Here is a 12838-nt window from a genome sequence, read left to right on the forward strand (position 1 = left end):
TCCGCAGGCTCCTGTGGAAAAGTTGGTCTTCCTTGGTCTTTGCTATGCTCTCAAATAACTAACTTTATACACCACTTCGGGGTTCCCAGTCACCCAGTCTGATTGAATCACCTCAAAATTGTCAAAGAGCAAGTGAACAAGTTTAATTTTTTAAAAGTTGCGTTCTTTTAAAATTTGGAAAACTTGTCAAGGGATTTTTGTTGCTTTTTTCTCTTGACATTACACCACACATCTCTATTCAATAACCATTTTATAAATATCTAAACTATCTTTCCAATTTATTATTCCATCATTATTTGTATCTCTCCTAACAGAAGAAAAAATAATACTTTTCCCATCTGGAGAAAAAACAGGCCTTTCATCAAGGTAATTATCATCAGTTAATTTTATCTTCCTCTTTTCTGTTATTGAATATATGTATATTTCCTCTTCATCCTCAAATACTATCTTTTTGCTGTCAGATGACCAACAAGGGTTTCTTCCATAACTTATCTCTTCAAAACTATCCTTTTTCACAAGATAAAGGACATCCCCTACTGCTCTTGTTAAGTCCTCTCCCGGGGCAACTAATCCCATTGGAACAACAGCAATAACTTCCTTCTTATTTGGTGAAACATAAATTTTGGTGTAGTAAAGATTATTACCTAATTTTTCCCTTAACTCACTAATAAGAGTCACTTTTTTATCTTTTATATTTAGGATATATATATTACCATCTCCACAAAAAATAATCTCCTCACCATTAACCCATGCAATATCCAAATTAGAATATTCACCTGTTAATTCTTTTTCTTCCCCATTATCTAAAACACATATCTTTCTATTCTTAATAAATCCAATCTTTTCCCCATCTGGAGAAAAAACAGGCCTTTCACCATTAACAAGATATTTTTTCTTTACATCTGACAAAAAACTAACATCCAACAAATATATTTTCCCTTCACTACTAAAAACAATCCTCCTGCTATCTGATGAAAAATATATATCCTTGGGACTATTCAACTGTCCTGTCAGAAGATATTCCTTTTTCTCTTTTATATCTAATAACCAAATCCCTTCCTTTGAATTCTCTTGCCTAATAAAAACTATTTTATCACCATCAGGGGAATATATAGCAAATTTATCATTTCCCTTGGACTTTGTTAAAGGAATTATAATCTCTGCAAAAATAGAAAAATTAACAAATAAAATCACAAAAACACAAATTCTTATTTTATTCATCAAAAGGTCCTTTTATTCTGTTGAAACTAACTTCTATTGAAGACATCTTTACCACAATCAACATAATCCCCATCAAATTCTAAACCATAACCTCTTACTCCCTCCACCCATTTTGCTCCATTAATTTTCCCGTTGTTTCCATTGCTACTATTATCTTTTACTATATCACCAGAACCTTCATCAAAACTCCAGTGAGCAACAAGTCCCTTTTCTTCTGCAAAAGATAAATCTCCCACACTCAGTAAATACACTCCGGCTAAAGTAATTTTCTTTAGTATTTTCACCTCTATTTTTCATTTTAAAATTTTATTTAACTTTATAATTTCGTTAGCTATTCTCCATCTTAATTTATCATAAACCTCATTAGATGGAGCAGAATGTGTATAATAATAAGAAAAATCAGGATTGATGTAATCCATTATTTCTTCTAATATCTTCTTAGATTCTGTTACATCTATTTTTTTCTTCTCGCCTTCTTTTATTAAACTTTCTAACATCCTGATATATCTGGTATCATCTATTCCTTCTCTAATTCTTTCTGCTTTTAGAGTGGAAACTGGTTTTTCTTCACCAGGAAGACAAAAAGAAATATGTAGACCTTCCCAACCTACATCAAAAGGGTTATAAGGGTCCCGACGAGGTATAACAAGAAATTCAGTATAACTTCCTTTTGCTCCACTACGACAATAACCAAAACCAGCCTTAAATCTTGTCTCTACTCCATATATCCAGTATTTACAATCTGGAGCAACTTTCTTAATATAAGAAATATTTTCTGGTGTCATCAAGTAGTCCCTTAATCCATGAATATATAAATATGGAGAAAGAAGGTCTACCTCTCCCTGTCCATTAGAATTATTGTATAATTTCAACCCTGCCTCTTTTAATTCCTTATAAAGAGGAATATATCCCCTAATTAACTCTATTCCTGCATTAGTAAGTTCACCTCCAATGAGAAAAATAGGCTCTAAACCAAATTTGTTCGTCTCTCCCTTTATGTTTAATAGTATCTCCTTAATAATCTCTCTTCCTTCCTGGTTATAATAATAGCCCTGCCTTGTTTTTGTCCCACCAGGTATTCCCCACCAATTCTTAAGTATTGGACTATACAAACATAGAACAACTTCTTTTGAAGGAAAACCTATCTCTTTATAGTATTCTAAATATTTTTTGTAATAAGTCAAATCTACACACCTGGTTTTTTCATCAATCTTTTGTCCGAAAAGTCTGTTTGGCAGAGATTGAGTATCAGGGGTTAATCCATATTCTTTAATAAAAATAAGATAACTTTTAATGAGTTCCATATATTTATCAAAATCGCTACTACCATACCTTAAATCTTGAAATGCCGTGCGAATAAAAATATCTTCAAATGGCTGAAGGTTAAATGGTAAAACTCTTAACTTAATTTCTAATGATGAAGAAGGGTTGCCTTCTGGAGAAATAGTTATTTTCCCCTTATAAATGCCTTCTGGTGTGTCCTTTGGAACTTTTACTGTAAGCCAAAATCTCCTGCTAACCCCTTCTTCAAAATCACTCTCTTTATATTCCCTTAAGTAAAATGGAAATACTTCATACTTTATAGGATATTGAAAATAACCAAACTTACCTTTTGAGATTTCTATATACCTAACTATATTTAAACTAATATTTTCTTTGCCAATTTTATTTCCTTTATTATTTTCTAATTCAGTAACCTCTATTTTTACTTTCTTTAAATCAATAAGTGGAAAAAGTGAAAAAGTAAATGGTTCATACTCATCTCCAGAAGCAAATGCAGTCAGTTCTTTTTTAACCTCCCCCTCTTTTGGTCTGCTGTTATATCTAATCTCATCAAGATAGTTTCTGGAAAAAATAATATAACCCGTTTTTCTATCATTCTCGCTAATGGAATAAAAAGGCCCTTTTTCTTCTTCATTCTTTATCTCTTCTATTCCTAAGTTAAACTTCTTTTCTCTCTCCTTCTCTATTTCTACCAGCTCTTTTTCTACCTGTTCTGCTTTCTCTAATGGATATATAACTAAACAAGTAATACAACAACCATTAGTAAATTCTATCTCTATTGTATTATCTTTAACTTCAATTATAAAATATCTTGGAATAAATTCATTCCTGATATACTTCTTCCAGATACTGTCATTTTTATGATAGTCATTATCTATATTCTTGAAAAAAACATCTTTCATATAGTCATTAAAATCAAGTCTTGAAACCTCTTTTCCTTTTACTTTAACATACCATCTGGCATCATAACGGAAACCAGGTGTATAATAAGCATTAGAATAATTACAATGCGGGCTAATATAACAAACTTTATATTCTCCATTTGGTATATTTACCTTAAAAATAGCAGGTGAACCACTAACATAGTCCATTGCTAAATCATCTGGTAATTTCCAATAACCATCTTTCAAATTCTTGGAACTACCTGTCCATCCATATCCCTTCTCTTCTGTATAAGTTGTCTCTTTGGTAACCTTAATAAATCCAGAATAGACAGGTGACTTCTCATCTCCCATATCAAACTTAAATACCTCTGCATCAACTACAATACTTAAAATAAAATACAAACTTACAATTAACCCTAAAATTACTCTTTTCTTTTCCATTTCTTCCTCCTCGTTTTTATGGTGGGTTCTGCCAAAATTGGCTATATCTTTTATAATGCCTTTCTTTGTCTTTTAATGCTTTTATATGTCTTTATATCCCTGCCCCTTTTTTTCATCTCTTTTTTTGACACTATCAAATTTTATAGTACTTGTTGTTAAAATCTCCTCTATCCCTCTTTATCAAAGGAAGAATTATAATAAACATCTATGGTTTAAGTTGTATTATTCATCCATTTTTAGTTCTGGAACATCTTTTAAAAGTGATGATGAATAAATATCTAAATATAAGTTAATATCTTTATGTAATCTTAATAAAGAGGCAGGAACTTTATTTGTAATTTCTCCTTCAATTGTTAGTTTTACTGCATTTGCTTTTTGTTTTCCAGGAACAATACATAGAATTTTATCTGCTTTAAGTATTGCCCCAACACTCATTGTTAAGGACTCTCTTGGCACATCTTCTAATGTTTTATATCTTGCCTTTGGGTTAGGATGATTTTTATAATCATCATATTGTTGTTTTACTGAAATATCGTCTATCCTGACTTTAATCATTAGTTCATTACTCCATAGGTCTGTCTCTGGTTCATTAAAAGCAATATGTCCATTTACACCAATACCTATGAAAGCAATATAAATTCCGTCCTCTTTTTTTACTTCTTTATACTTATCAGAAAATAATTTCGTATAATTCATAATCATTTCATCTGCATTTTTCCCTGAATCCTTAATGTAAAAAATGTTTTTAGAAGGTATATCAACTTTATCAAAAATATGTGTTTTAAGATATTCTTTAAAAGTGTTTGGATGTCCATCTGGGAGGGTTATATACTCATCAAGGTGAAAAGCATATACATTTTCCCATTTGATATCTTTATTTTTTGAAAGGTTATAAAGAAATGTATCCTGAGAAGGAGCAGCAGCAAAAGTAGCAATACATTTTTTATCTAACCTGGCAGTAAATTGTTTGAGAATTTCTCCTGCAAGTAATGCACTTTCTTTCCCCATTTGCTCGTTGTTTTCTAAAATAAATATATTGAATTTTCTTTCCTTTTTTCCTTTCATTTTTTGCCCCCTTTTTAAGCAACGATTCTGCCAAAATTATCTCCCCAAATTCACCTTACACTTTCTCACAAAGACAGGTGAAATGTGAAAAGTAAGATGTGAGGATTTTTATTTTTCATCTATTTTTCATCTCTTTTTGCCACTACCTTTATTTTATATTTTAAATGATTTTTGTCCAATTATTTTAGTTCAGCATAATAATTTTTATCAATCAAAAATAATGGATCTTCTTTAACAAATTTACTTAATATATTAAATAATTTACCTGCTTCTATTAGTTTACAAAGAGAATTACCTATTTTTATTTCATTTTGAATTTTGTTTTCTTTACATATTTCATCTGCTTTTTCATATTTCCTTAACAAACCAGGAAAATGTGGATGTAATGGAACTGTTAAAATTTGCCCTTCATAGTCAATAACTTTTGGATAAAAAATTAAACAACTTCTTGTAGGAGCACCGTTAATATCTTCAATTGTATGAAGAGTAGTATTTGAATTATGTCCAATTCCAATTAGTAAGATTTTCCCATTTTCTTTACAGATTTTATGAAGAGGTGTATTTTCACCACATGAACATATGCAATTTTCATGTCCCGAAATCAACCATTCTTTTTCCTTACCCCATGCAGCAACAGAATGAGTAGGATGTAATGACCTTTTAACTTCTTCCTTTCTCCAGAAGGTATCGGAAATTTTACCCATAGCAGTTGGTGAAATTCTTACATCAAAAATTATCTCTTTTTCTGCAATTCCATATTCTCCACCAATAAAAGCAGGAAAACTTGGCATGGCAAGAATGCCATTTTCTGTTATAATTTCTTTCAAACTATCTATTACAGTTGTTGCACCACCTTCTACATATCCAAAAGAAGAAAGGGAAGAATGAACAATAACTATATTTCCTTTTTTTAGACCTAATTCTTCAAAACCTTTTATTAATTCATTTTTTTTCACTATATTATCAAACATTTTTAGCCCTTTTTATATTTTTAATATTTTTTTAAAATGTTAATTTAATCAAGAATTTTAGTAAGAATGTCTTTTGCTGCTTTTATTTCTGCCTCTTTTTTGCTTTTGCCTTCTCCTTCACCTTTACTTGCAATACCTTCTATTTTTACAATAACTTTATAATTTTTCTTATGGGCAGGTCCTTTTTCATCAATAATTTCATATAACGGTAATTTTCCTGATAACTTTCTTGAAATTGTAATAAGTTCACCTTTATAATCAATAAGCGGTTCTATTTTATTGCTTAAAATAAATTTTTTAACAAATCTTTCTGTTTTTTTTAATCCACCATCTAAATAAATTGCCCCTATAATACTTTCAACAAAATCGGATAAGTCAATTGGTTTTGTTCCTTTATATTTAATATATTTTGCTATCTCCAATTTTTCACCCAATGAGTTTAAGTAATGTTGATTAACATATCCTGATTTTAAATTTGTATAAAATCCCTCGTCTTTATCGGGGAATTTTTTGAAAATGGAAATACCAACAATAAAATTTAAAATAAGGTCTCCTATAAATTCAAATCTTTCATTTGAATTTTGAGTTGAGAAAGAAGAATGAGTTAAAGCAATTTCTAATAATTTTTTGTTTTTAAATTCATAGTCAATTATTTTTTCAATTTCCTGCATAAATATCCTCCTATAATTAAAAGAGAGAGAATAGAAAGCGGAAAATCACTATATTTCCCATATATTGTTTTTTGAAAGAATAATGGAACTTCAAAAAACAATGTTTCTTTTTTATCAATATCAATTATTTTTAAGACCTCTCCTTTTTCAGATACAATTCCACTTATACCAGACAAGCCACACTGAATAAAATATCTTCCTGTTTCTAATGCCCTTAAAACATTATGGTAAAAGTGCTGGTAGGGGCCAAAAGAATTTCCAAACCATGAGTCATTTGTAATTACAACAAAAATATTACTCCCACTTTCAAGCATTTTATTTGTAATTTCTGGAAATATATTTTCATAACAAATAAGAGGTGCAATTTTAATTTCCTTATAATTAAAATTTTTAATTTCTTTACCTCTTTCAATTTCTGGAGTATATCCAGCATAATTTACAAATATCTTTTTTATAAATTCCCATCTACCTCCTAATATGAACTCTCCATAAGGGACAAGATGTGTTTTATCATAAAATTCAATTTTACCATTTTTCAAAAATAAAGCAGAATTATAATATTTATTATTATTACTTCTGAATGTTCCAAATATCAAAGAAAATTTATAATTTTCACATAATAATTTTATTTTTTTTAAAATTTCTGGTCTTGAAAAAATGTCATCAGGAAAACTTCCTTCAGGCAATATAACTACATCGGGTTTTAATTTCTTAACATTTTTTGTAGTCATTTCCCAAAGAATATTTATAATTGTTTCTGATTCTTTAATTTTTTCTGTTTTTATACCTGGTTGAATAATCATAATTTTTAATTTTCCTTTTTGTTTAATTTCAGGGTTATAAAAGAAGAGAAGAGTGAAAGAAATAATAAATACAAAAAAGGAAATTAAAAAGACCTTAAATTTTTTTTGAAATAGGCAAAAAATTGTAAAATTAGAAAGAATTAAAAAAAAGGAAATACCTTTACTTCCGATAATTTGGGGTAATTTCCATATATAGTGATTTGTTGATTGGGAAAGAGAAAAAGATAGCCATGGAAAACCAGTAAGTAAATTTTCAATTAAAATTTCAATAAAAAACCATATAGATGCACAAACAAATGGATTAAAATTATATAAACTGGAAAGATAAAAAAATATACCCCAATAAATTGCAAGATATACACATAGCAAAATATAGAAAAAACCAGAGACAGCAAATAACCAGTTAAGTAAAAAAATATAAAATGAAAGTCCAGCAATAAAACCAATAAAATAAGATAATTTATTATATTTTGAAGAAAGAAAAATCAAAGGAGTAAGTCCAAAAAACGCAAAATACCAAAAATTAAATGGTGGAAAAGATAAGGCAAAAATAAGAGATGATATACAACTGGCAAGAAAAATAATAAGAGGCATAGTTTTAAACCTTTATTTTGTTATTTTCTCCAAGTTCTACTATACTCATTTTATAATTTTTCAGTTCTTTGTCATCAAGATAACTAATTGAAAGGACAATAATTTCATCATCTTTTTCAAAAAATCTTGCAGATGGTCCATTTAAACATATTATTCCTGAATTCTCTTTCCCTTCAATTACATATGTAAAAATTCTTGCTCCACTATTTAAATTTAAAACATAGACCATTTCTCCTGCAAGTAAGCCAGCTTTATCAATTATCTTTTTATCAAGTGTGATGCTTCCTTCATAATATAAATTTTTATCGGTTACTTTTCCACCTTTTATTTTACATTTACACATGCATCTATACATTATTTTCATCCTCTTTATTGTATCGTTATTATAAAAAAATATTATCTATAAGATGGACATTTCCTATTTTTATTGCACCAAGTACTATTGTATTATTATCAATTTTTTCAACTGGTTGTAAATTTTCTATATTTACAATTTCAAGATATTGTAATTCTACTCCTCCTGTTGAAAGAATAATTTTCTTTCCTTCTTCAATCAATTTCTTTGTGTTTTTTTCTCCCTTTTTTGCCATTTCTTCAATTTTTTTAAGTGCCTTATAGAGACAAAGTGCTTTTTGTTTTTCTTCTTCGGTCAGATAGATATTTCTCGAACTTTCTGCAAGTCCACTTTTTTCTCTTAGTGTTGGACATCCAACAATTTCAACAGGTATATCTAAATCATCAACCATTTTTTTTATAATTATTAGTTGTTGAGCATCTTTCCACCCGAAATAACTTCTATCTGGCTGAATAATGTTAAAAAGTTTTGCCACAACAGTACAAACACCTCTGAAATGACCTTTTCTTAATTTTCCTTCAAGAATTTCAGAATATTCTTCTACATTAACCCATGCTTTATGGTCCTTCTTATACATCTCATCAGCATCAGGAATGAAAACTATATCAACTTTCTCTTTTTCAAGTAATTCAATATCTCTATTTACATTTCTTGGATACCTTTCAAAGTCCTCTCCTGGACCAAATTGAGTTGGGTTTACAAATATACTTACAATTACAATATCATTTTCTTCTCTTGCTTTACTTATAAGGGAAATATGCCCATTATGTAAATATCCCATTGTTGCAACAAATCCAATTTTTTTACCAGTTTTCTTTATTTCTCTTATTTTTTCCCCTATTTTTTCCTTCTTTTTAAAAATTTCCATTTTTCCGTTCTTCATATATTTCTTTTATACTTTTTTTTTCAACAGGGTCAACAAAATGAGGTGATATTTCAAAAATTGGTTTAAGAACAAAATATCTTGTTTTCCATTTAGGATGAGGGATTTGTAAAAAATTATTTTTTATAACTTTATTTCCATAAAAAATTATATCAAGGTCAATTTCTCTTTCATCTCCTCTTTTGTGAGGAAAGTTTCTCCCCATTTTTTTTTCTATTGACTTTAAAAAGTATAAAAGTTCTTCTGCTTTTAAATTTGTTTTACCTTCAATAACCCCATTTAAAAATTTTCCTCCTCTTGCTTTTTCTTCTGGTTTTGTTTCAAAAAATGAAGAAATCTTTTCAATATAAATCCTTTTCTCAATCAATTTTATTGCCCTTTTTATATTTTTCTCTCTATTTCCTTTATTACTTCCAAAACCAATGATAACTTTTTCCATTATTAAAAAATAATGAATGTAAATAACTTATGTTTTTTATTTTCCTTTTAAGAAATTTTTTTTCTTTTTTTGTGTCAGTAAAATAAACATAGTTAAAGTATTTTTGTGTGTCTTCATCACTTTCAAAAAAAATTAGGACTTTAATATCTTTTTCTTTTAAAATTTCTCCTAACACTTTTTTGTCAAAATTTTCGAGTTTTTTAAGTTGTATAGAAGAATTTTTATCATCAGGAGAAAATGTAAGCCAATAAAGTGAATTTTCATTTGGTGAACAAAAATTATTTATTTTATTAAAACCAAGAGTTGTTGCAATTTCCTCATATTTACCATTTTCAAGCTTCATATAATAGCAATTCATCCTTTTTTTTAAATTTTGTATTTCATTTAATTGTCCATATCCCCATAAATAAAGTAAATTAGCAACCGACTGATTCAGGTCTTTTCTTATTTGATTGATAATACTTTTTTCAAGAACTTCTGATGTTATCAGAATAAAATTCTTTAAAGGAAGTAAGTCATTTTTATCAGGAATTATTTTTTTAATATTTTTCCCTTCTATTTCTTCGGGTATGGGAATTCTAAAATATGGGAATTTAAAATCAAAAATTATAATAATATCCCTTTCTTTAATATAATAATTAAAATCAAATTTTTCTTTCAATTCATTAAGTAAATGTCTTTTTTCTTCAATTGATAGGTCAACATCTATTCTTGTAATAATATCATTATATTGAGTAAAAAATCTAGCAAGAAAGGGAGTTTGGTTTTCCTCAATTTTTATACCATGGTAGAAACATCTTAAAACTGCTGGGGAAATATTTTCCTGTCCTGTTAAAAAGTAAAAATAAAACTCCTCATTTTCTTCGTCTAAATACAACTTTCCTGAATGCTTTTCTTCAATCAACTTGTTCATATTTTCAATCTTATCAAGATAAATTCTATCTCTTTTATCAAAAATTCTATTTATTATTTCACTATTAACTGATACAGTTATTATGAAGTTTTTCATCTCAATTACCACGAAAAAAATAATTTTAAAAGAAAATAAAGAATTCCAATTGTTAAAAATATCGAAAAATATAGTGGCAGAAATTTAATTAAAAGCAAAATCATCCCTATAGCAATTGGAGAAATAATAAGTAATACTATATATTTTTTTATTTCACTCTTTTCCTTTATATCTTTTCTTACTGATTTTATGATGTCTTTTTCATAACCACAATTCTTGCATTTATTCTTTTCACCACTATTTTCTTCTCCGCATTCGGGACATATCCATATTATCCCTTTTTGTATTTTCTCTTCTCTTTCAGATGTCCTAAGTTTTTGTTTTATAATTGGTTCATCTCTTAAAAGATAACACTGTCGGTAATAATAAGTTGCTTTTTCAAAGTCCTCTTTTTTAAAATAAATATCCCCCAATGAAAGATATGCAGCCCAATTTTGGGGATTTTTTTCAATTGCTTTTTCATATCTTTTAATACTTTCCTTTTCCTGTATATTTTCTTCTTTTCTTATATTGAAGTTTTCAATTCCTAATATAACAATGTATGCAAATGGAAGAAAAAATATTGAAAGAATTGATATCTTTATTACACCAACCAGAAATCCAAGAAAGCAGGAAAAAGAAAGAATTATAAGTTGTATTATATTAATTTCTCTTTCAGTCCATTTTTCAAATAGTAAAAAGTAAAATTCTATACCTAAAATTATAAATATAAAGCCCAATTTTAATCCTGAAAAATAACCACTACCCCAGTTAATTAACATTTTTCAAGTCCCGAAATTTCTATAATTTCATCTATTACTTTTTTTTCATTTTTAGCATCAATCAAAATTCCATCCTCTTTTTTAAACCATGTTATTTGTCTTTTTACAAATAATTTTGTTCTTTTTTTAATCATTAAAACCATTTCATCAAATGAAATTTCACCTTCTATATGTAAAATTATTTCTTTATACCCAATAGGACCTTTTTCAATCAATGTCTTTTTATAACCTTTTTCAAGAAGTTTTCTGACTTCTTCAATCCATCCATATTTTAACATTCTTTCTATCCTTTCTTCTATTTTTTTGTATATTTCCTCTTTTTCTTTTTTTAATATAAAGTAATAAACATTTCCAAGTTTTTCAAGGTAATATTCACCTTTTACTTTTTGCCACTCGCTCATTTTTTTCCCTGTTAGGTAATATATTTCAAGTGCCCTTATTATTCTTCTTTTATCTGATGGATGGATTTTAATCGCAATTTTATTATCAATTTCTTTTAATTTTTCATAAAGAGATGCTGTTTCTTCCTTATTTAATTTGTCTCTTATTTCCTTTTGTTTTTCTCCTGTATTTTCAGGTATAGAAAACAATCCTTTTGTTAATGACCTTAAATAAAGTCCGCTTCCCCCAACAATTATAGGTAATTTTCCCCTCTTTAAAATATCTTCAGTTTTAAAAAATGCTTCCTTATTAAATTGAAAAACATTAAAATCATTATTTAGTGAAACAATATCAATAAAATAGTGAGGGATATTTTTTTGCATCCATTCAGGTGGTTTATCAGTTCCTATTGTAATTTCCCGATAGATGAGACGACTATCCGCTGAAATAATTTCTCCATTAAATTTTTTTGCTAATTTAAAACCAATTTCTGTTTTACCTGTTGCTGTTGGTCCAGCAATTATAATTATTTTTTTACCCCTGTTTTTGTTTAGCATATAATAATTATAAATTAAGGGAGGAAAAATGGAAAAAGAGAAATTTATAGAAATGATGGAAAGATATAAACAAATTGAAATTATAAATCATTTTAATTCACTAAATAAAACAGAAAAAAAGGAATTTTTAAAGAAAATTGAAAATTTAAATATTGAGAAAACATTTTCTCTTTATGAAGAACTTGTAAAGAATAAAATCCCAAAAGACGAACTTGGTGAAATAACCCCTCCTGAAAACATATTAAAGCCATCTGAAAATCCTAAATTTACCCAATACTTAAAAGTAAAAGGGCATGAGAAATTAAAAAAAGGTGAAATTGCAATATGTATAGTTGCAGGTGGACAGGGAACTCGGCTTGGTTTTCCATATCCAAAAGGAATGTTTCCAATAACTCCCATAAAAAACAAAACACTTTTCCAACTTTTTACTGAAAAAGCAAGAAAGATTTCTGATAAATATAAAGTTGATATTCCACTTTTTTTCATGGTAAATCCTGAAAATAAAGTTCTAATTGAAAA

At 27.9% G+C, this 12838-nt stretch carries 14 protein-coding genes; 1 reads left to right on the plus strand and 13 read right to left on the minus strand.

Annotated features, from left to right (window positions below; all coding sequences use genetic code 11):
• Nucleotides 1–234: 234 nt before the first annotated feature.
• The 13 genes from PLW95_00405 to miaA form a co-directional block, all read right to left on the minus strand.
• Nucleotides 235–1221, minus strand: a complete 987-nt coding sequence (locus PLW95_00405) for a hypothetical protein (protein HOV21129.1) — start codon at nt 1219–1221, stop codon at nt 235–237.
• A gap of 26 nt (nt 1222–1247) precedes the next feature.
• Nucleotides 1248–1457: a hypothetical protein gene (locus PLW95_00410; GenBank protein ID HOV21130.1), complete on the minus strand. Its 210-nt coding sequence runs from the start codon at nt 1455–1457 to the stop codon at nt 1248–1250.
• A gap of 57 nt (nt 1458–1514) precedes the next feature.
• Complete coding sequence (locus PLW95_00415) at nt 1515–3830, minus strand: DUF6067 family protein (GenBank protein ID HOV21131.1); 2316 nt, start codon at nt 3828–3830, stop codon at nt 1515–1517.
• A gap of 222 nt (nt 3831–4052) precedes the next feature.
• Nucleotides 4053–4895: a 6-phosphogluconolactonase gene (locus PLW95_00420; GenBank protein ID HOV21132.1), complete on the minus strand. Its 843-nt coding sequence runs from the start codon at nt 4893–4895 to the stop codon at nt 4053–4055.
• 179 nt (nt 4896–5074) lie between these two features.
• Nucleotides 5075–5866, minus strand: a complete 792-nt coding sequence (locus PLW95_00425) for an AAC(3) family N-acetyltransferase (protein HOV21133.1) — start codon at nt 5864–5866, stop codon at nt 5075–5077.
• A gap of 44 nt (nt 5867–5910) precedes the next feature.
• Nucleotides 5911–6537: a ribonuclease III gene (gene rnc, locus PLW95_00430; protein ID HOV21134.1), complete on the minus strand. Its 627-nt coding sequence runs from the start codon at nt 6535–6537 to the stop codon at nt 5911–5913.
• The gene (gene lnt / locus PLW95_00435; GenBank protein ID HOV21135.1) at nt 6516–7934 is read right to left on the minus strand and encodes an apolipoprotein N-acyltransferase; all 1419 of its coding nucleotides are present in this window, start codon (nt 7932–7934) and stop codon (nt 6516–6518) included. Before lnt ends, rnc begins: the two co-directional genes overlap by 22 nt.
• Nucleotides 7935–7938: 4 nt before the next feature.
• Complete coding sequence (locus PLW95_00440) at nt 7939–8289, minus strand: aspartate 1-decarboxylase (GenBank protein HOV21136.1); 351 nt, start codon at nt 8287–8289, stop codon at nt 7939–7941.
• Between the two features lie 28 nt (nt 8290–8317).
• Complete coding sequence (gene panC / locus PLW95_00445) at nt 8318–9172, minus strand: pantoate--beta-alanine ligase (GenBank protein HOV21137.1); 855 nt, start codon at nt 9170–9172, stop codon at nt 8318–8320.
• A complete protein-coding gene (folK, locus tag PLW95_00450) occupies nt 9144–9611 on the minus strand; it encodes a 2-amino-4-hydroxy-6-hydroxymethyldihydropteridine diphosphokinase (GenBank protein HOV21138.1) in 468 nt (155 codons plus the stop codon). The genes panC and folK overlap by 29 nt, the downstream gene beginning before the upstream one ends.
• Nucleotides 9580–10620 carry a hypothetical protein gene (locus PLW95_00455; protein ID HOV21139.1) on the minus strand — a complete coding sequence of 347 codons (1041 nt, stop codon included), beginning with the start codon at nt 10618–10620 and terminating at the stop codon, nt 9580–9582. The genes folK and PLW95_00455 overlap by 32 nt, the downstream gene beginning before the upstream one ends.
• Before the next feature lie 5 nt (nt 10621–10625).
• A complete protein-coding gene (locus tag PLW95_00460) occupies nt 10626–11381 on the minus strand; it encodes a tetratricopeptide repeat protein (protein ID HOV21140.1) in 756 nt (251 codons plus the stop codon).
• Nucleotides 11375–12319, minus strand: coding sequence for a tRNA (adenosine(37)-N6)-dimethylallyltransferase MiaA (gene miaA, locus PLW95_00465; protein HOV21141.1), 945 nt, complete (start codon nt 12317–12319; stop codon nt 11375–11377). The genes PLW95_00460 and miaA overlap by 7 nt, the downstream gene beginning before the upstream one ends.
• Before the next feature lie 28 nt (nt 12320–12347).
• Here miaA and PLW95_00470 point away from each other — a divergent pair.
• Nucleotides 12348–12838 (plus strand): UTP--glucose-1-phosphate uridylyltransferase (locus tag PLW95_00470; GenBank protein ID HOV21142.1); only part of this gene is annotated, 491 nt, incomplete at its 3' end.

This window comes from bacterium, assembly GCA_035370465.1.
Lineage (GTDB): Bacteria > Ratteibacteria > UBA8468 > B48-G9 > JAFGKM01 > JAGGVW01.

Excerpts from the sequence above, each read along its gene's own strand:
- PLW95_00440 (HOV21136.1), bottom strand. The coding sequence starts at position 8,289 with ATGTATAGATGCATGTGTAAATGTAAAATAAAAGGTGGAAAAGTAACC.
- PLW95_00420 (HOV21132.1), bottom strand. The coding sequence starts at position 4,895 with ATGAAAGGAAAAAAGGAAAGAAAATTCAATATATTTATTTTAGAAAAC.
- PLW95_00415 (HOV21131.1), bottom strand. The coding sequence starts at position 3,830 with ATGGAAAAGAAAAGAGTAATTTTAGGGTTAATTGTAAGTTTGTATTTT.
- PLW95_00425 (HOV21133.1), bottom strand. The coding sequence starts at position 5,866 with ATGTTTGATAATATAGTGAAAAAAAATGAATTAATAAAAGGTTTTGAA.
- PLW95_00460 (HOV21140.1), bottom strand. The coding sequence starts at position 11,381 with ATGTTAATTAACTGGGGTAGTGGTTATTTTTCAGGATTAAAATTGGGC.
- folK (HOV21138.1), bottom strand. The coding sequence starts at position 9,611 with ATGGAAAAAGTTATCATTGGTTTTGGAAGTAATAAAGGAAATAGAGAG.
- PLW95_00455 (HOV21139.1), bottom strand. The coding sequence starts at position 10,620 with ATGAAAAACTTCATAATAACTGTATCAGTTAATAGTGAAATAATAAAT.
- rnc (HOV21134.1), bottom strand. The coding sequence starts at position 6,537 with ATGCAGGAAATTGAAAAAATAATTGACTATGAATTTAAAAACAAAAAA.
- miaA (HOV21141.1), bottom strand. The coding sequence starts at position 12,319 with ATGCTAAACAAAAACAGGGGTAAAAAAATAATTATAATTGCTGGACCA.
- panC (HOV21137.1), bottom strand. The coding sequence starts at position 9,172 with ATGAAGAACGGAAAAATGGAAATTTTTAAAAAGAAGGAAAAAATAGGG.
- PLW95_00405 (HOV21129.1), bottom strand. The coding sequence starts at position 1,221 with ATGAATAAAATAAGAATTTGTGTTTTTGTGATTTTATTTGTTAATTTT.
- lnt (HOV21135.1), bottom strand. The coding sequence starts at position 7,934 with ATGCCTCTTATTATTTTTCTTGCCAGTTGTATATCATCTCTTATTTTT.